Genomic DNA, 19113 nt, shown 5'->3' with positions numbered 1-19113 from the left:
TGCCGGGACAGCCGCCGCGTCACAGGCCGCCGCCTGCGCCCCCGGGGTTGCCCCCTTCGGTGGTACCGCCGGACGCGGTCGGCGGGTCCGAGGGCTCGCTCGGCGTGTCGGAGGGCTCGCTCGGCGTGTCCGAGGGCTCGTCCGTCGGACCTGTCGGGGTCGGGTCGTCGGTCGGCGTCTGCGGAGTGCTCGGCGTGAACGTCGGAAGATCCGACGGCGTCCAGGACGGCTGCTGGTTGCCGCCGGTCGACGTGTCCGGCTCGTCCGTCGGCTCCGTCTCCTCTTCGGTCGGCGTCGGGGTCTCCTCCGGCGTCGTGCTCGGCGACTCGGAGACCGTCTTGCCGTCGTTCGGGGTAGTGCCGTCCGGGGCGTTGGCCCTGTCGAGCGCGAAGGCGATGCCAGCGGCGACCGCGACCACGGCGAGCGCGGCGAGCAGCCACGCCTTGCCCCGGCCGCTCTTGCGGCCGCCGTGGTGACCGTTGCCGTAACCGCCGTCGTAGCCGCCGTCGTTCGGGTTCATCGGCGGGAGGATCGGGCCCTGCGAGGTCTCGCCGTGCACGGGGTGCATCGTCGACGTCGGTGCCGTGCCGCCCATCGCGGGGGCGCCGGCGCCCTCGTAGAGCTGGACGGGGCCCGTGTTCCAGGTGCCGCTGTGGCTGCCCTGCTGCTGGAGCATCTGCAGCGCGTACTGCACCAGCCCGCGCATCTCCTCCGCGCTCTGGAACCGGTCGTCCGGGTCCTTCGCGAGGGAGCGCATGACCAGACCGTCGAGTTCCGGCGGAACCACGTCCGAGACCTCGGACGGCGGCACGGGGATGTCCTGGACGTGCTGGTAGACGACGGAGAGCGGGGTCTCGCCGGTGAACGGCGGGCGCAGCGCGAGCAGTTCGTAGAGCAGACAGCCCGTCGCGTAGAGGTCGGAGCGGTGGTCGACGGCCTTGCCCAGGGCCTGCTCCGGGGAGAGGTACTGGGGCGTACCCATGACCATGCCGGTCTGGGTCATCGTCGACTGCGCGCCGTGCAGTGCCCGCGCGATGCCGAAGTCCATCACCTTGACGGCACCGGAGTGGGTGATGATCACGTTGGCGGGCTTGATGTCGCGGTGCACGATGCCGTGCTGGTGCGAGTAGGCGAGGGCCTCGAGGACGCCCGAGACGATGATCAAGGCCTGCTCGGGCGGCGGTGCCTCCGCGTTGACGAGCAGATCGCGGATCGTGCGCCCCTCGACCAGCTCCATCACGATGTAGGGGACGGTCTGGCTGCCGACGACGTCCTCACCGGAGTCGTAGACCGCGACCACCGCATGGTGGTTGAGGCCGGCCACCGACTGGGCCTCTCGCGTGAAGCGGGCCTTGGAGACCGGGTCCTCGGCGAGATCGGCGCGCAGCAGCTTGACGGCGACGGTACGGCCGAGCCGTACATCCTCCGCCGCGAACACTTCCGCCATGCCGCCGCGTCCGAGACGGTGCGTCAGGCGGTAGCGGCCGTCGCCGACCAGCCCGCCGGCACCGAAGGCGTCCGCCGAATCCGGCACTCCGCTGCCGTCTGCTTCGGGTTCGGGTGCCATCAGTCCTCGCCGTCATATCTGTCCGCGTGCGTACTGTGCGTGCGGGTCGCCATTTCTCAGGGTCCTGTGCCACGTCACGCTACAGCCTTGGCGCAGCAGGCCGGTTTCGAGAGAGACCGGCAATCAAACCCGCTGGGCGGGGAGCCGTGCAAATTCCATGCCGTTCCTGTAACGCTTCCGAGACGCTTGCTGTGCGTACGGTCACGGAACGGGCACCTGGCTTGACGTGTCGGACCCCTGGGGCAGACTTGCCCCGTAATACGGGATCACGGTCCAGGTTTCTCGGTCCTCGAGACACGGATCTCCAAGAACGCGAACCATCGCGGGCCGGGCCGTCGGGGCCACCGCGCCAAGGGGGATGCACAGTCATGAGCCAGGACGGCGCTCAGGGCCGCTATGCGGGTGGTTCCGTGGCGGGCGGCCGGTATCAGCTTCGCGATCTGCTCGGCGAAGGCGGCATGGCGTCCGTCTACCTGGCCTACGACTCGGCTCTCGATCGCCAGGTCGCCATCAAGACGCTCCACACGGAGCTGGGGCGCGAGCAGTCCTTCCGCGAGCGGTTCCGGCGCGAGGCCCAGGCCGTCGCCAAGCTGTCGCACACCAACATCGTGTCGGTCTTCGACACCGGTGAGGACGAGCTCGACGGCGCGCTGATGCCGTACATCGTCATGGAGTACGTCGAGGGACAGCCCCTGGGCTCGGTCCTGGCCACGGACATCCAGCAGTACGGCGCGATGCCCGCCGACAAGGCGCTCAAGGTCACGGCCGACGTGCTCGCCGCGCTGGAGACCAGCCACGAGATGGGCCTGGTCCACCGGGACATCAAGCCCGGCAACGTGATGATGACCAAGCGCGGCATCGTCAAGGTGATGGACTTCGGCATCGCCCGCGCCATGCAGTCGGGCGTCACGTCGATGACGCAGACCGGCATGGTCGTCGGCACCCCTCAGTACCTCTCGCCCGAGCAGGCGCTGGGCCGCGGCGTGGACGCCCGCTCGGACCTGTACTCGGTCGGCATCATGCTCTTCCAACTGCTCACCGGGCGACTGCCGTTCGACGCCGACTCGCCGCTGGCGATCGCGTACGCGCACGTGCAGGAGGAACCGGTCGCCCCCTCCACGATCAACCGGTCCGTCACCCCTGCGATGGACGCGCTCGTGGCGCGGGCGCTGAAGAAGAACCCGAACGAGCGCTTCCCGAGCGCGGCGGCGATGCGCGACGAGTGCGCCCGGGTCGCCGGCGCCGGACAGACCGGCGCGCCGGTCATCATCAGCGGTACGCCCGCGAACAGCGGCGCGGGCGTCGGTTCCGCCGTGTTCCCGCCGCTGGACCAGTCGGCCCCGGCGCCGCAGAGCGGCGTTCAGACGCCGTACCAGCCCAGCCCGTACGGCCCGCCCACCCCCTCGCCGACCCCGGCCCCGACGCCCCACTACGGCTACCCGGCACCGGCGTACCAGACCACGGCTCCGCACGCCTCGACCCCGCCCCCGTACACGATCTCGCCGCAGCAGACCCCCCAGTCCGGCGGCAGCGGCGGCAAGCGGAACATGCCCGTGATCGTGGGCGCCGTCGCGGTCGCGGTGCTGGCCATCGGCGGCCTGATCACGGCGATCGCGATGAACGGGGGCGACGACCCGGGCAAGAAGGCCGGCGGCGACCCGACGACGAGCGAGTCGCAGAAGGCGGGCTACAAGGGCCCGGAGCGCGAGCGGACGATCGACAAGACGAAGTGCTCTGACGCCCCGGACAGCTACAACGACCCGTCGAAGGTCGACGCGCCGGACTTCGTCAACAAGGACATCCTCTCGGTCAAGGAGTGCGCGCAGGCTGCCGGCTGGAAGATCGACGAGAAGGCGAAGCCGAACTCCATGTGGGGTGAGGGCGTCGTGATCTCGCAGTTCCCGCTTGCCGGCACGGAGGTGGACCCGGACAGCGCCACCTTCACCCTCGAGGTCTCCAACGGCTATCCGGAGTAGTCCGTCCGGAGCGCCTGTGACAGCGCCCTGAGACACAAACGGCCCGGTACACGCCCTGTGTGCCGGGCCGTCGTGGTGCCCGGGGCCGGACGGCGATATGCCCGAGATGCCGGAGACATCCCGTCATGTGACCCTGAGTCCGGTATCTCGGTGACGACGACTCGGCACGGGAGGGGTCGTACGGTGACTCCAAGGCTGCGCACTCGCTGCGCGTTCACCGTTGCTTCGCTGCTGCTGCTGCCCGCACCACTCGCCCACGCCGAGGTGCAGGCGGCGCCGAAGCCGTCCCCGAAGCCCTCGGCGTCGGCCTCGTTCGCCGGGAGGCTGGCCGGTGAAGGGCGGCAGCGGCCAGGGCGTCAGGTCGTACCGGCCCCCGACGAGAGCGTGAGCTCCTCGGCGACTCCCGCCCGTACGCCCGCCGCCGCGGTCTCCGGCAACGCTTCGAAGTCTGCCGCACCGTTCCCGCCGACTCGGGGCGAGCGCCCTCGTTCGGGAGAGCCGGAGGAGGACGCCCCTCCTGGGGAGGAGGAGGCACCCGAGACGGAGATGTCCGCGGACCCGTGGGACCCGGCAGCGCCGACGCCGGGCCGAAGCGACCCCGCCGCCGCCCGCCACCAGGCACCTCGCTCCACCCCCGCGCCGGTTGCCCAACAGATTTCTCCCCTGTCGCTGGGCGTCGGCATGGCTCTGATGGGGCTCGGAATCGGCTTCCTCGGAGTGCGACTGCGGCGGCGCTGAGCCCGCCGTCCCTCTTGAGATGTACGCAAGGGTCCCTCCAGGGAAGGTTGCCCCGGCGGACATACTCGGTATACATACTGAGTATGTCCATTAGGCACGGGCTCCTCGCCCTCCTTGAACACGGCCCTCGCTACGGCTCCCAGCTCCGCTCGGAGTTCGAGTCGCGCACGGGCGCCACCTGGCCGCTGAACGTGGGCCAGGTCTATACGACGCTGAGCCGCCTGGAACGCGACGGCATGGTCTCCCAGGACGGCCAGGACGAGGCGGGTCACGCGCTCTACGTGATCACGGAAGCCGGCCACTCCGAACTCAGCAGCTGGTTCACGACACCCGTGGACCGCAGAAGCCCGCCCCGTGACGAACTGGCCATCAAGTTGGCGATGGCGGTCGGCGCACCCGGCGTGGACATCCGCGCCGTCATCCAGTCCCAGCGTCATCACACGGTGAACGCCATGCAGGACTACACCCGCCTCAAGGCGCAGGCTCTCGCCGCCATCGAGAGCGGAGGCTCCCAGGAGCGGGACGACGTCGCCTGGCTGCTCGTGCTGGAGCAGCTGATCTTCCAGACCGAGGCCGAGGCGCGCTGGCTCGACCACTGCGAGGCACGGCTCATCAGGCTCTCCGCTACGGCCGGGCGGGGAGCCGGCGCCGGCACGGCCGCGTCACCTTCCCCGCCGACCGCTCGCGCCGTCGCCCAGGGGCCGCGGGCGCCCGCGGCCGGCGCCCGCCCCGCACGTCCGGACCAGGGCGCGACCGCGACCTGACCAGGGCGCGACACCGCCCCGCCTCGCACCACCCGGCTGCCACCGAACAGACGGCGGCCACAGCCGTACCGGCCCCGGCCGACCGGCGACCCACAGACCCGCATCGGCCGCCCATCAGCCGACCGCTCACTCTCCGTACACCCGCTCGTGTGTACGCGTCCGCCCAAGGGGGAGACCTACCCATGTCCGACCAGCTGTCGCCGCAGCCCCAGTCGTCACAGCAACCTGTTCTGCAACTCCAGCAACTGACCCGTATCCACGGCAGCGGCGCCACCGAGGTGCACGCCCTGCGCGGCGTCAACCTCGATGTGTTTCCCGGTGAACTCGTCGCCGTCATGGGGCCGTCCGGCTCCGGGAAGTCGACGCTGCTCACCATCGCGGGCGGGCTCGACACCCCGACCTCCGGGCGGGTGATCGTCGAGAACACCGACATCACGACCGCCGACCGCAAGACGCTCGCAGCGCTGCGCCGCCGGAGCATCGGTTACGTCTTCCAGGACTACAACCTCATCCCGGCCCTCACCGCCGCGGAGAACATCGCCCTGCCACGCGAACTCGACGGCACCTCCGCCCGCAAGGCCCGCACCGAAGCGGTCGCCGCCCTCGAGGAGATGGAGCTCGGTCACCTCGCCGACCGCTTCCCCGACGAGATGTCCGGCGGCCAGCAGCAGCGTGTGGCCATCGCCCGCGCCCTCGTCGGCGACCGCCGCCTCGTCCTCGCCGACGAACCGACCGGCGCCCTGGACTCCGAGACCGGCGAATCCGTGCTCGCCCTTCTGCGCTCGCGCTGTGACGCCGGCGCGGCCGGCATCCTCGTCACCCACGAGCCGCGCTTCGCGGCATGGGCCGACCGCGTGGTCTTCCTGCGCGACGGCGCCGTCGTCGACCAGACCGTCCGCAGCCAGGCGGACTCCCTGCTCTCCGGCCAGGCGGCCGAGCTGTGATGACCTGGTACCACTCCTGGCGCGCCGCGATACGGATCGCGCGCCGTGACGCCTGGCGCTCCAAGGGACGCAGCTTCCTCGTCCTGGCCATGATCGCCCTGCCCATCCTCGGCGTGAGCGCCGCGGACCTGACCCTGCGCAGTGCGGAACTCTCCGCCGAGCAGAGCGCCCAGCGTTCCCTCGGCGCGGCCGACGGCAGGCTTTCCGACCCGTCCTTGGGCGGCGTGCCCCTCATGCAGTCCCCGGACGGCGTGAACTACAACCCGGTCGGCGACTTCGAGGACAAGCCGTGGCCCGAGGGGAAGACGGACATCACGAAGGCGCTGCCCGCAGGCGCCAAGTCGCTGACTGACACGGTCGGTTCGGGGAAGCTCCGCACGGCACACGGGCTGCTGCACGCGGAGATCCGCGAGTTGAAGGCCACGGACCCGATGGCCAAGGGCCTCTTGACCGTGACCGGCGGCCGTCTCCCGCAGAAGGCCGACGAGGTCGCCGCTACGGACCACTTCCTCGAGAGCAGCGGCCTGGAGGTGGGCTCCAAGCTCACCGCGCGCGGTTTCGACCGCGAGTACCGCATCGTCGGCTCCTACGAGCTCCCCGGTTCGCTGGACACCGACCAGGTCAACGCGCTGCCCGGCGCGCTGCTCGCGCCGCTCGACAAGGCGCTCGAGGCAGCGGACATGTCCGGCACCTCGCCCTCGACGACGCTGCTGGCGACCGTTCCGGGTGGTTTCACGTGGAACATGGTCAAGGACATCAACACCCAGGGTGTGATCGTCACTTCGCGTGCCGTGGCTCTCGACCCGCCGGCCGACTCCGAGGTGCCGCTCTTCCAGGAGGAGGGCTGGGGCCACTTCGAGGAGAGCACGGCCGCCAAGGCCGCCGCGCTCGCCGCCGTCGGCACCGTCGTCGGACTCGCGATGCTGGAGATCTGCCTGCTGGCCGGCCCCGCGTTCGCGGTCGGCGCCCGGCGCTCCCGCCGCCAGCTCGGCCTGGTCGGCGCCAATGGCGGCGATCGCCGGCACATCCGCGCCATCGTCCTCGGCGGTGGTCTGGTGATCGGTTTCGCCGCCGCCGCCGTCGGCACGATCCTCGGTCTGGCCCTGACCTACCTGCTGCAACCGGTCCTCGAGGACTACATGGGCAAGCGCTTCGGCAGCTTCGACGTGCGGCCGCTGGAGCTCCTCGGCATCGCGCTGATCGCCGTGCTCACCGGCCTGCTCGCCGCGATCGTCCCCGCCGTCACCTCCTCGCGGCAGACCGTGCTGGCCTCTCTCACCGGCCGCCGCGGCGTGCGCAGGAGCAGCAGGGTCCTGCCCGTCATCGGACTGGTCGCGGTGACGATCGGTGCGGCGATCGCCCTGTACGGGTCGACGATGACCGACCAGTTCGTCGTCGTCGCGGGCGGCAGCGCCCTCGCGGAGCTGGGCGTGGTCGCGCTGACACCCGCGCTGGTGGGCCTGTTCGGGCGGATCGGCCGCATTCTGCCGCTGTCTCCGCGGCTCGCCCTGCGCGACGCGGTGCGCAACCGCGGACGCACGGCTCCCGCGGTGGCCGCGGTGCTGGCCGCAGTCGCGGGAACGGTGGCGGTGGCCACCTACGCGGCGAGCAGCGACGCCCAGGAGGCCGCCGCCTACCAGGCGCAGCTGCCGCACGGAGCGGTCTCCATGGCCATCGAGGAGGGCGGCGGGCGGGATGTGCCGCAGGTACGCGACACAGTGCAGAAGCTTCTGCCGGTGGACGTGCGTGCGGATGTCGACCGGATAGTCGTCGGAAGCGCCTCCTGCTCGCCGTACAGCGACAGCGAAGGCTGCGGCAGGCTTGAGGTCGTGGTGCCGCTGAAGAACCAGTGCCCGCTGTGGGCCGTGGACCCGGCGAAGCCGGAGGAGGACCCCTCGGCCAAGTTCAGCAAGGCCGAACGCCGCAAGCTGAACGATGACTGGCGATGCCAACCGGGCGGGGGCGGCGGTATCTACACCGAGGGCGGCGTGATGGTCGCCGACGCCGAGCTGCTCCAGGTGCTCGGGATCGACGACCCGGCCGCCGAGAAGGCCCTGGCCGCCGGACAGATCGTGTCCTTCGACAAGCGCAACATCAACGACAAGGGCAAGATCGACATCCGGGTGGTCACCGACACGGAGGCCGCCGACAGGGCCTTCGAGAAGGGCCAGAAGATCCCGGGCGAGATCAAGAGCTTCACCGCCCACCAGGTCGCCGACACGGAGAAGGCCTACGGTCTGCAGATGCTGCTCGCGCCTGCCGCGGCCAAGTCTGCAGGCTTCACCACCGTGCCGCTCGGCGCGTACTACTCGACCGACAAGATGCCGACCACCCAGCAGCGGCAGCGGCTCGACGACGAGCTCGACAAGACCGGAACCGACGTCGCCCTCCACATCGAGAAGGGCTACACCAGCGAGGCAAGCATCATCCTGCTGTCGCTGACGGTGTTCGCCGGGCTGATCACCATCGGCGCGGCGGGAATCGCCACAGGGCTCGCCCAGGCGGACGCGGAGGCGGACCTGAAGACGCTCGCCGCCGTCGGTGCCCCGCCGCGGGTACGCAGGACGCTCAGCGGCTTCCAGTGCGGGGTGGTGGCCGCGATGGGGGTGGTCCTCGGGTCGGCGGCGGGCGTGCTGCCGGCGGTCGGGCTGCGGCTCACGGAGGAGCGGCAGCAGATGGCCTGGTACCAGCAGGCTCTGGATGAAGGCTGGGGCCCGGGCTCGGTGCCGCACGTGCCGATCGTCATTCCCTGGGAGACGCTGGCGGCGCTGCTCGTCGCCGTTCCGGTGGGCGCCGCTCTGCTGGCCGCGCTGGTGACCCGCTCCCGTGGGGCACTCGCCCGGCGCGAGGCGACCTGACCGGGGCCCCGCCCGGGCCTGAGGCGATCTGACCGGCCTCGGCAGTCGCCCCGGAGGCCGCCGACAACCTGACCACAACCGGTAAGCATCGACCGGTGGGTCAATGTCCAGCGGTTTCGTGCCCCCGCAGGAGGGTGGATCACTCTCCTGCGGGGGCACACCGTGTTGTGACGCCCATGTACGAGAGAATGGCGGCATGGAGATGCCGAGGAATGAACGGTCGCAGGAGAGCCCCCACGTCTTCGTCGTGGGACAGGACGGGATGGCTCTCAATCGCGGCGACGGTGACGACGAGTCGCGCGAGGTCCCGGTGACGGAAATGGTCGAACAGCCTGCGAAGGTCATGCGCATCGGCAGCATGATCAAGCAGCTGCTGGAAGAAGTGAGGGCGGCACCTCTGGACGAGGCGAGCCGCGTCCGCCTCAAGGAGATCCACGCCGGCTCGGTCAAGGAGCTCGAAGACGGTCTCGCGCCCGAGCTCGTCGAGGAACTGGAACGCCTGTCCCTCCCCTTCACCGACGACGCGATCCCCTCCGAAGCGGAACTGCGCATTGCGCAGGCGCAGTTGGTGGGCTGGCTCGAGGGTCTTTTCCACGGGATCCAGACGGCGCTGTTCGCCCAGCAGATGGCCGCCCGTGCGCAGTTGGAGCAGATGCGGCGCGCACTGCCGCCCGGTGCACCGCACGACGAGGACGAAGGCGGTCAGCACGGCGCGATCCGCTCCGGCCCGTACCTCTAGACGCCCGTACCTCGAGACGCCCGTACCTCGAGACGCCCGTACCTCGAGACGCCCGTATCTCTGGACGCCCAGGCCCCTGCGGGACACCTGCGCCTGCTGGACGCCTGGTGCTTTCTGGACACCTGGCGCCTACGCCGAGGGCCCGGCCCACCGGAGGGTGGACCGGGCCCTCGGCGTGTTCTGCGCCGTACGAGTCAGTCAGCCCTTGCCCGGGGCGGTCAGCAGCACCTTGCCCACATGGGCGCCGGACTCCAGCGCGCGGTGCCCCTCCGCCGCTTGCTCCAGCGGCACCGTGCGGTCCACGACAGCGCGCACCCGGCCTCCGCCGATCAACGGCCACACGTGTTCCCGCACGGCTGCCACAATCGCCGCCTTCTCGCCCAGCGGCCTGCCGCGCAGCGAGGTGGCCGTGACCGCGGCACGCTTGGCGAGCAGGGCGCCCAGGTTCAACTCGCCCTTCACTCCGCCCTGGAGGCCGATGACGGCAAGCCGTCCGTTGACGGCGAGTGCCTTGACGTTCCGGTCCAGGTATTTGGCACCGACGATGTCGAGGATCACGTCCGCCCCGGCGCCGTCCGTAGCCTTCCGGATCTCCTCGACGAAGTCCTGCTCGCGATAGTCGATCAGGATGTCCGCACCCAGTTCGGCGCAGCGCGCGAGCTTCTCCGGCCCGCCCGCGGTCACGGCCACGCGGGCGCCCACGGCCTTCGCCAGCTGGATGGCCATGGTGCCGATGCCGCTCGCGCCGCCGTGCACCAGCAGTGTCTCGCCCGGATGGAGGTGGGCGATCATGAACACGTTCGACCACACCGTCGAGGTGACCTCGGGCAGCGCGGCGGCCGTCGTCAGATCCATGCCCTCCGGCACCGGCAGCAACTGTCCGGCGGGTACGGCCACCTTCTCCGCATAGCCGCCGCCCGCCAGCAGGGCGCACACCTCGTCGCCGACGGCCCAGCCGGAGACCCCGGGCCCGAGCGCCGCGATCCGCCCCGAGCATTCGAGGCCGGGGTAGGGGGACGAGCCGGGCGGGGGGTCGTAGAAGCCCTGCCGTTGCAGCAGATCCGCGCGGTTCACCGCACTCGCCACGACGTCGACGAGGACTTCGCCTTCGCCGGGAACGGGATCGGGCACTTCGGCCCAGACCAGGGCCTCGGGACCACCAGGCTCGGGAATCGTGATCGCATGCATGGCGGCGAGGCTACTCCGCGGTGTTCCCGGAAGGGGTGTTCTCCGCGCGCACAATGGTGATGAGCCGGTCCGTGAGCTGCAGAGGACTGGCCGCCGGGTCGTCGTAGCCCAGCAGCCGATGGCCGCGCAGCACGCTCACCACCAAATCGTCCGTCTCCCGGACGCTGCGACCCACTTCGGCTTTTATCACCGGGCGTTCGATGAGGTCGAGGCCGCTGCCCTGCTGGATCAGGTCCTCCATCACCGTGCCTGCGCTCGGGCTGAGTACGGAGAGGCCCAGCAGCCGGCCGGCCGCGCCGGAACTGGTGATGACCGCGTCCGCTCCGGACTGGCGCAGCAGCGGTGCGTTCTCCTCCTCACGGACCGCGGCGACGATCTTCGCGCCGCGGTTGAGCTGGCGGGCAGTGAGCGTGACCAGCACCGCCGTGTCGTCCCGCTGGGGGGCGATGACGACCTGACGGGCCTTTTGCAGCTCGGCACGGATGAGAACATCGCTTCTGGTCGCGTCACCGACCACTCCCACGAAGCCCTCTGCGTTGGCGGCATCGATCACCTTGGCGCTCGGGTCGACGACGACGATCTGGTCCTTACTCAGCCCTGTGGCACAGAGAGTCTGCATCGCCGACCGTCCCTTCGTGCCGAAGCCGACGATGACGGTGTGCTCGCGCAAGTGGGACCTCCAGCGGTTCAGCCGCCACTCCTCCCGGGTGCGCTCCGTGAGGACCTCGAGAGTGGTGCCGACCAGGATGATGAGAAAGAGCACGCGCAGCGGGGTGATCAGCAGCACGTTGGTGAGCCGGGCCCCGTCGCTGTACGGAACGATGTCGCCGTAGCCGGTGGTGGAGAGCGTGACGGTCGCGTAGTAGACGGCATCGAGGAAGTCGACACTCTTGTCCGAGTTGTCGTGGTAGCCCGCACGGTCGGTCCAGACGATCAGCACGGTGATGGCGAGAACCGTCAACGCCATCATCAGCCGCTTACTCACCTGACGCAGCGGACGCTCGACAATGCGGCGGGGGAGCTTCACCCGGCCCGTGACGAGGCGTTCGTCGGCGTGGCGCGCCATGGCGTCCTGGCCGGGAAGTTTCACGTGAAACACCCTCCTTCGTCGTTCGAGGGTGCCCAGGGCGTCCAGGTGGCCCAGGGAAGGTCAAGGACCTCCAGCTCGTCTCCGTGCCGCGCGCCGCCCGGTGGGACGACAGCAAGCCCGTCGGCAGCCGCCATACCACGCAGCATCGCCGGGCCGTTGTAGTGGAGCGGCACCAGCTGGTCGTCCCGGTGCACGAACGGAACGAGCCGGGTGTCGTACGGGTGGCCGTGCACCTCGTCGCGAATCGGCACGCTGTACGGCTCGGCCGCAGGCCGGCTTGCGAGGCCGCGCAGCAGCGGTTCGGCAAGTGTCACGAGCCCCGACACGGCGGCGAGAGGGTTGCCAGGAAGTCCCACCAGGTGCCGTCCGGAAGCGAGTTCGGCCAGCAGCATCGGATGGCCGGGCCGTACGGCGACCTGATCGACCAGCAGGTGCGCACCCGCCCTCCGCAGGACCGGATGGACATGATCGACAGGACCGGATGCCGTACCGCCGGTGGTGATCACGACGTCGGCCTCGGAGGTGGTGACAGCCCGGTACAGCGCCTCGGCGTCGTCCCCGAGACGGCGAGTGCCCAGAACCTCGGCTCCGAGCGCGCGCAGCCACGGGCCGATCATCGGGCCGAGAGCGTCACGGATCAGGCCGTCGTGGGGGAGGGACGAGGTGAGCAGTTCGTCGCCGAGTACGAGGATTTCGACACGTGGACGGGCAACGGTGACCAGCTCGTCGTATCCGGCGGCTGCAGCGAGCCCGAGCACCGGCGGGTTCACCAGAGCTGCTGCGGACAGCAGATGATCCCCGGACCGGCACTCCTGGCCGCGCGGCCGAATGTCCTGACCGGGAGTCACCTCACGCTCGGCATGGAGCTGGTGGGTGGCTGTATCCATGCGGGCGTGCTCGTTGCGGATCACGGCGGTGGTCTCCGGCGGAACACGGGCGCCCGTGGCGATCCGCACCGCCGTACCGTCGCGCAGCGGGGGGACGTCGCCGTGCCCGGCGAGGATCGAACCGTCGCTCTCCACCATCCAGGGGCCTGGCCCCGCGACGGCCCAGCCGTCCATGGCGGAGGTGTCGAAGGAAGGCAGGTCACACAGGGCGGTGAGCGGCTCGGCGAGGACCTGCCCGAGGGCTTCAGCCAGAGGAACGCGGTGAGTGCGAGGCGCGGTGGTGCGGCCGATGCGCGCGGCGAGGGCTCGGGCGTCGAGCCACGGCGAGGCATGGTGCCGACGGACGGCCGGGCCGCCGGAGTGAGCAGGAGCGGCACCCGGGGAGTGGTCCTTCATCGGACGGATCAGGGCGAGCGCGTCGTCGACACCGTCCGATTCGAGGGCGCCCGCTGACTCGGGGCCGCCACCGGCCGAGCTGGGGCCGGTGGCCGGCCGGCCACCGGCCCGTTGCGGGTCACGGTCCGCGCCGGAGACGCTGTTCGACCCGGAGACGCTGCTCGACCCGGGGGCACCGTCCACCCTGGAGACGCTGTTCGACCCGGGGGCACCGTCCGGTCTGGGGGCACCGTCCGGCTCGAAGAGGCTGTCCGAGTCGAAGACGGTGTCCGGCCGGAGGGAGCTGTCAGACCCCAAGCCGTGATCGGGCCCGAAGAGACTGTCAGAGCCCAAGCCGTGGTCCGGCTCGAAGGCGCCGCCTGGTTCCGGCTGTGCGAAGGGGCTCGGTGTAGCAGGAGCGGCCTGTGCCCGTTCGGCGCCCGCCGAGGCCGCCGCCCTCCGATCGTGACCGGTCATCCTGTTTCGGCCCCGCCGTTCGTGCCGGCCGCCGGATTCGCCGGCCCACCGGCGCCCGCCGACTGCTCGGCCTCTTCGGCCCAGCGCGCGGCCAGGGCGGCCGCCTTGCGGGCGGCCTCCGCGACAGCTTCGGGGCCGCCGTCGGCCTTGGCCGCCGCGTAGCCCACCAGGAAGGTGGTGAGCGGTGCGGCGGGGCGTTCGACGCCGTGCGCGGCGTCGCGGGCGAGGTCGAGCAGGGCTCGGGTGTCGACGTCCAACTCGATGCCGAGTTCGTCCTTGACTGCGGTGATCCATTCCTCCAGCACGTTCCCATGCTCCCTGATTCGGGCCCGGGCTGTGGAGATGTCCTCCCAGGTGTCGCAGTCGAAGGAGGCGAGGGGGTCGGTCTCGATCCGGGCCAGGTCCAGTTCCCGCGTCAGTAGACGCAATGGCAGCCCGGAAAGGCTCCCGTACTCGGCCTGAAGGAGAGCAAGTTCACGTCTGAGGGGCTCGGCGCGGTACGCGGCGACGAGGGGCTGCTCGCGACCGTCGGGGTCGGTCAGCACAACTGCCTCGCTGTCCTTGGCGGCGAGAGCCTCGATCAGTTGCCGCACCGTCCCCTCCCCGAGGAACGGAAGATCGGCCGACAGCACAAGGACGGCCTCAGCGCCTGTCTGCCGCACCCCCGCGCCGAGGGCGGCCAGCGGCCCGCCTCCGGGCGGGTCCTCGCGCGCCCACACCACGGGTCGAGCCGTGGGCCGCCGACCGCCGACCACCACGGTGCGGCCGGCGTCCCGGCATGCGGCCAGCACACGGTCGAGCAGGGCTCGCCCGCCCACGCTCAGTCCGGGCTTGTCGGCCCCGCCCAGCCGCCTCGCGGCGCCTCCGGCGAGCACGATGGCGTCGTACGCGGTTGTCGCGGTCATTCCTGAAGTATGGTCCGCGACCCGGCGGGCGGGGAGCCCCGGTTCGATCTTCTCTTCGGCAGCGCCCTGCTTTCTTTTCGACCGCGCCGGGCTTCTCGTCGGCTGGCCTTCTGTTCGGCGGCTGCCCTACAGACTGCGCAGCAGCACTGAAGGGTGCTCGACGCAGTCGGCGACATACCGCAGGAAGCCGCCCGCCGTACCGCCGTCGCAGACGCGGTGGTCGAAGGTGAGCGAGAGCTGCACCACCTGGCGAACCGCCAGCTCGCCCTGGTGGACCCACGGCTTGGGCACGATCCGGCCCACTCCGAGCATCGCGGCTTCCGGGTGGTTGATGATCGGCGTGGAGCCGTCGACGCCGAACACGCCGTAGTTGTTCAGCGTGAACGTGCCGCCCGTCAGGTCCGCCGGGGTCAGTGCCCCCTGTCGGGCGGACTCGGTGAGCCGCGCGAACTCGGCCGTCAGCGACTCCGCCGACCGGTTGTGCGCATTCTTCACGACGGGGACGACAAGTCCCCGCTCGGTCTGGGCCGCGAACCCGAGGTGCACCTCGGGCAGTCGCACGATCTCCCGGGCATCCATGTCCACAGTGGAGTTGAGCTCCGGGTGGCGGGCGAGGGCTGCCGTGCAGATACGGGCCATGAGCGCGATCAGCGAGATCTTGGGTCCACCGGCGGCGTTCATGGCGGCCCTGGCGGCCATCAGTTCGGTCGCGTCGGCATCGACCCAGCAGGTCGCATCCGGGATCTCACGTCGACTGCGGGACAGCTTGTCGGCGACGGCTCCGCGTACGCCGCGCAGCGGGACACGCTCGGCGAGCGGTGTCGCGGCAGTGGCCGCAGCCGGTGCGGCAGGGGCCGGGGCAGCCGTCGACGGTACCTCGGGAGCGCGCAGGGCTCGCTCGACGTCCGCCCGCAGAATCAGACCGTCGGGCCCTGAGCCGGTCAGAGCGCGCAGATCGACGCCGTGCTCACGGGCGAGCTTGCGGACGAGCGGCGAGATGACGGCCACAGGCCCGGTTGCGGCCTTGTCGGCGGCGGGGGCGACTGCCGCCGCGCCGTTGGATGCGGCAGCGGGGACGGTGGCGGCAGAGGTCGAAGCCGACGGGCTCAGCGGCACCTGCTCAGCCGCGGCAGGCGCCGCAGCGGGAGCCGGACCGGGTGCTGCCGTCGGCGACGCCGGGCGGACACGGCGCCGCCGTGCCGCGGGCGCGCCGGTTCCGTAGCCCACCAGGACGTTGCCGGAGGACTCGGCGGACGAGTCCGCCCCGGAGCTTACGGCGGTGGCCGCATCCACTCCGGCCGCATCCGCCGCATCCGCCGCGCCCACCGCGACAGTGAGCAGCGGTGCCCCGACAGGCAGCTCCGTGCCCTCCTCGCCGAAGCGGGCGGTCACCACGCCGCCGTACGGACAGGGCACCTCGACCATGGCCTTGGCCGTCTCGACTTCGACGACGGGCTGGTCGATCGCCACGACATCGCCCACGGACACCAGCCAGCGGACGATCTCTGCCTCGGTCAGCCCTTCCCCCAGGTCGGGAAGCTTGAATTCCAGCACCTGAGCCATCAGCTCCCCGCCTCCCACTGAAGCCGCGCCACCGCGTCCAGCACCCGGTCCACGCCCGGCAGGTGATGCCGCTCCAGCATCGGCGGCGGATACGGGATGTCGAACCCGGCGACCCGCAGCACCGGCGCCTCCAGATGGTGGAAGCAGCGCTCGGTCACCCTTGCGGCGATCTCCCCTCCCGGACCGCCGAAACCGGTCGACTCATGGACGACGACCGCGCGCCCCGTGCGCCGCACGGACGCGCAGACCGTCTCGTCGTCGAACGGCACCAGCGAGCGCAGGTCGACGACTTCCAGGTCCCAGCCCTCTGCCGCCGCGGCCTCGGCCGCCTCCATGCACACCGGCACGGACGGGCCGTAGGTGATGAGAGTGGCGCTGCGCCCCGAGCGACGGACGACGGCCCGGCCGATCGGCTCCACCGCGGCCGGCGCCTCCGGCGACCAGTCCGCCTTGGACCAGTACAGCCGCTTCGGTTCGAGAAAGACCACGGGGTCGTCGGAGGCGATGGAGGCGCGAAGCAGTCCGTAAGCGTCCTCGACCGTCGCGGGGGTCACGACATGCAGGCCCGGGGTCGCCATGTAGTACGCCTCGGAGGAGTCGCTGTGGTGCTCGACGCCACCGATCCCGCCGCCGTACGGCACCCGGACGGTGATCGGCAGCGGCATGCTGCCCCTGGTTCGGTTGCGCATGCGGGCGACGTGGCTGATCAGCTGCTCGAACGCCGGGTAGGCGAAGGCGTCGAACTGCATCTCCACGACCGGGCGCAGACCGTACATGGCCATGCCCACGGCGGTGCCGAGAATGCCCGCCTCGGCCAGCGGCGTGTCCGTGCAACGGTCCTCGCCGAATTCTTTGGCGAGACCGTCGGTGACCCGGAAGACGCCGCCGAGAGTGCCGACGTCCTCCCCCATGACGTGGACGGACGGGTCGTCGGCCATCGCGTCGCGCATCGCGCGCTGCAGGGCCTGTGCCATGGTTGCGGGCTTCACCGCGGCCGTGGTCATCGTGCCTCTTCCTCAGCGTCCAGCTCGGCCCGGAGCAGCGCCGCCTGCTCGCGGAGCTGGGTGGTCTGCCGGGCGTAGACGTGTTCGAACAGATCCATCGGGTCGAGCACCGGGTCGGCGTTCATCCGCCGGCGCAGGTCCGCGGCCATCTCCTCCGCCGCTTGCGCGGCGGACTGCCTGCGGTCGTCGTCGAGCAGTCCTCGCTCCGTCAACTCCCGCTCCAGCAACTGAATCGGGTCGTGCGCACGCCAGACGTCGACCTCGCTGTCCTCCCGGTACCGGGTGGCGTCGTCGGCGTTCGTGTGGGCGTCCATGCGGTAGGTGACGGCCTCGATCAGCGTGGGGCCGCCGCCGCGCCTGGCGCGGGCCACGGCCTCGCCGAGCACCTCGTGCACCGCGACCGCGTCGTTGCCGTCGACGAGCCGGCCGGGCATGCCGTACCCCACGGCCTTGTGGGCCAGGGAGGGCGCAGCGGTCTGCTTGGCCAGCGGGACGGAGATGGCGAAGCCATTGTTCTGCACGAGGAAGACCACCGGCGCGTTCCACACGGCTGCGAAGTTCAGCGCCTCGTGGAAGTCGCCCTCGCTGGTGCCGCCGTCGCCGATGATGGCGAGGGCGACCACGTCGTCGCCCTTGAGCCGGGCGGCGTGCGCCAGGCCCACGGCATGGGGCAGCTGGGTGGCCAGGGGGGTGCACAGCGGCGCGATGCGGTGCTCGTACGGGTCGTACCCGGTGTGCCAGTCGCCGCGCAGCAGCGTCAGGGCCTGGACGGGGTCCAGGCCGCGCGCCACGGCCGCGAGGGTGTCGCGATAGCTCGGGAAGAGCCAGTCGCGCTCCTCCAGCGCCAGCGCCGCGCCCACCTCGCACGCCTCCTGCCCGGTGGTCGACGGGTAGACGGCGAGCCGGCCCTGCTTGGTGAGTGCCGTGGCCTGTGCGTTGTAACGGCGGCCGCGCACCAGCTCGGCGTACAGCCGCAGCAGCAGCTCGGGGTCGGCCGCGGCGGCGGCTTCCGTGCCGAGCACGCGGTAGGGCTCCGGGTCCGGAAGCAGGGGTGCGGGATCGGTGCGCGGCTGCCACGCGGGGGGCGGTGTGGGCCGGTAGGCGGCGGCAGCGGAACCGGGCAGCTCCTGAACCGTCGTGCTGCTTTTTCTCAACGCGAGCACCTCCTCGTGGGAGCGACGACGAAAGCGATCAAGAAACGGGTCGTAGGCGCACGTGTGTGGCGCGCCTCACCTACCGATTGTTCGGTCGTGGGCGCATTTTGGCTACAGGCACGGGCAGCCTGTGGACAAACGGTTCTCCACAGCATGAGATGGAGACAGGTCGTCCATGCTAGGAAGGCGGGGGGACGTGGCTGCTGAACAAATGGCCGAGGGCGGGGACCGCGCGGGGCAGACGCCTCCGGCGCGCCCTCTGGATGCCATCGACCGCGACATCCTCCGCATGCTCCAAACGGACGGGCGCGCTTCCATCCGCTCCGTGGCGGAGCGGGTGCACGTCTCCCGTGCCAACGCGTACGCCCGGATCAACCGGCTGATCGACGACGGTGTGATCCGGGGCTTCAGCGCGCGGGTCAATCACGAGCGGGCAGGCCAGGGCGCCTCCGCCTACATCACGCTCAAGATCGTCCAGAACTCCTGGCGGACCGTCCGGGAGCAGCTGCAGGCGCTGCCGGGCGCGGCTCACATCGCGCTGGTCAGCGGGGACTTCGACGTCCTGCTGCTGGTGCACACGCCCGACAACCGCACTCTGCGCGAACTGGTCCTGACCAGGCTCCAGGCCATCCCCGAGGTGCTGTCCACCCGGACGCTGCTGGTCTTCGAGGAGACGGACCTGGACCCCGTGGCGGGGCAGGGGGCGGCGACTCCGGCGCAGGGTACGGCTCCGGAGACGGACGAGCTGTGACTTCCGGCCCGCCGGGCTACGGCATCTCGGTCAGGGGGCTGGCTGTCCGCAGCCCGGTCCGGTCATCCGCCAAGGCAGCCCGCGGGCGCTGCGCTGCACGGCCCGGTCCGGTCCGGTCCGGTCCGGTCCGGCC

The 19113-nt window shown here is 71.1% G+C and carries 15 protein-coding genes; 7 read left to right on the top strand and 8 right to left on the bottom strand.

What is annotated here, in order from left to right; all coding sequences use genetic code 11:
• Positions 1-19 precede the first annotated feature (19 nt).
• On the bottom strand, positions 20-1567 hold the full coding sequence (locus ACIQ7Q_RS06540) for a protein kinase (RefSeq protein WP_403856997.1): 1548 nt from the start codon (positions 1565-1567) through the stop codon (positions 20-22).
• Positions 1568-1935: 368 nt separating this feature from the next.
• Between ACIQ7Q_RS06540 and ACIQ7Q_RS06535 the strand changes: the two genes are divergently transcribed.
• The 6 genes from ACIQ7Q_RS06535 to ACIQ7Q_RS06510 all read left to right on the top strand — a co-directional run bounded on the left by ACIQ7Q_RS06535 (position 1936) and on the right by ACIQ7Q_RS06510 (position 9586).
• Positions 1936-3543 (top strand): protein kinase, encoded by a 1608-nt coding sequence (locus tag ACIQ7Q_RS06535; RefSeq protein WP_403856994.1) that lies wholly within the window; start codon positions 1936-1938, stop codon positions 3541-3543.
• A gap of 183 nt (positions 3544-3726) precedes the next feature.
• Entirely contained in the window at positions 3727-4281 is a 555-nt protein-coding gene (locus ACIQ7Q_RS06530) for a hypothetical protein (protein ID WP_403856991.1), read from the top strand.
• Between the two features lie 83 nt (positions 4282-4364).
• Entirely contained in the window at positions 4365-5045 is a 681-nt protein-coding gene (locus tag ACIQ7Q_RS06525; protein WP_403856988.1) for a PadR family transcriptional regulator, read from the top strand.
• A 182-nt stretch (positions 5046-5227) separates the two neighbouring features.
• Positions 5228-5989 carry an ABC transporter ATP-binding protein gene (locus ACIQ7Q_RS06520; RefSeq protein WP_403856985.1) on the top strand — a complete coding sequence of 254 codons (762 nt, stop codon included), beginning with the start codon at positions 5228-5230 and terminating at the stop codon, positions 5987-5989.
• Positions 5986-8847 (top strand): FtsX-like permease family protein, encoded by a 2862-nt coding sequence (locus ACIQ7Q_RS06515; protein WP_403856982.1) that lies wholly within the window; start codon positions 5986-5988, stop codon positions 8845-8847. Before ACIQ7Q_RS06520 ends, ACIQ7Q_RS06515 begins: the two co-directional genes overlap by 4 nt.
• Before the next feature lie 196 nt (positions 8848-9043).
• A complete protein-coding gene (locus ACIQ7Q_RS06510) occupies positions 9044-9586 on the top strand; it encodes a bacterial proteasome activator family protein (protein ID WP_403856979.1) in 543 nt (180 codons plus the stop codon).
• 198 nt (positions 9587-9784) lie between these two features.
• On the opposite strand, the gene ACIQ7Q_RS06505 is transcribed toward ACIQ7Q_RS06510, so the two are convergent.
• The 7 genes from ACIQ7Q_RS06505 to pdhA all read right to left on the bottom strand — a co-directional run bounded on the left by ACIQ7Q_RS06505 (position 9785) and on the right by pdhA (position 18229).
• A complete protein-coding gene (locus ACIQ7Q_RS06505; RefSeq protein ID WP_403856976.1) occupies positions 9785-10774 on the bottom strand; it encodes an NAD(P)H-quinone oxidoreductase in 990 nt (329 codons plus the stop codon).
• A gap of 10 nt (positions 10775-10784) precedes the next feature.
• The gene (locus ACIQ7Q_RS06500; RefSeq protein WP_403856973.1) at positions 10785-11864 is read right to left on the bottom strand and encodes a potassium channel family protein; all 1080 of its coding nucleotides are present in this window, start codon (positions 11862-11864) and stop codon (positions 10785-10787) included.
• A complete protein-coding gene (locus ACIQ7Q_RS06495) occupies positions 11861-13330 on the bottom strand; it encodes a molybdopterin molybdotransferase MoeA (RefSeq protein ID WP_403857989.1) in 1470 nt (489 codons plus the stop codon). The genes ACIQ7Q_RS06500 and ACIQ7Q_RS06495 overlap by 4 nt, the downstream gene beginning before the upstream one ends.
• Before the next feature lie 269 nt (positions 13331-13599).
• A complete protein-coding gene (locus tag ACIQ7Q_RS06490) occupies positions 13600-14508 on the bottom strand; it encodes an NTP transferase domain-containing protein (protein ID WP_403856970.1) in 909 nt (302 codons plus the stop codon).
• Between the two features lie 126 nt (positions 14509-14634).
• Positions 14635-16071, bottom strand: coding sequence for a dihydrolipoamide acetyltransferase family protein (locus ACIQ7Q_RS06485; protein ID WP_403856967.1), 1437 nt, complete (start codon positions 16069-16071; stop codon positions 14635-14637).
• Positions 16071-17075 carry an alpha-ketoacid dehydrogenase subunit beta gene (locus tag ACIQ7Q_RS06480; RefSeq protein ID WP_403856964.1) on the bottom strand — a complete coding sequence of 335 codons (1005 nt, stop codon included), beginning with the start codon at positions 17073-17075 and terminating at the stop codon, positions 16071-16073. Before ACIQ7Q_RS06480 ends, ACIQ7Q_RS06485 begins: the two co-directional genes overlap by 1 nt.
• Positions 17072-18229, bottom strand: coding sequence for a pyruvate dehydrogenase (acetyl-transferring) E1 component subunit alpha (gene pdhA / locus ACIQ7Q_RS06475; RefSeq protein WP_403856961.1), 1158 nt, complete (start codon positions 18227-18229; stop codon positions 17072-17074). The genes ACIQ7Q_RS06480 and pdhA overlap by 4 nt, the downstream gene beginning before the upstream one ends.
• A gap of 211 nt (positions 18230-18440) precedes the next feature.
• On the opposite strand from pdhA, the gene ACIQ7Q_RS06470 reads away from it, so the two are divergent.
• Positions 18441-18980 (top strand): Lrp/AsnC family transcriptional regulator, encoded by a 540-nt coding sequence (locus tag ACIQ7Q_RS06470; protein ID WP_403857987.1) that lies wholly within the window; start codon positions 18441-18443, stop codon positions 18978-18980.
• Positions 18981-19113 lie beyond the last annotated feature (133 nt).

Source organism: Streptomyces sp. NPDC096176 (assembly GCF_044763255.1).
Classification (GTDB): domain Bacteria; phylum Actinomycetota; class Actinomycetes; order Streptomycetales; family Streptomycetaceae; genus Streptomyces.
This window is presented reverse-complemented; position numbering and strand designations above follow the sequence as displayed.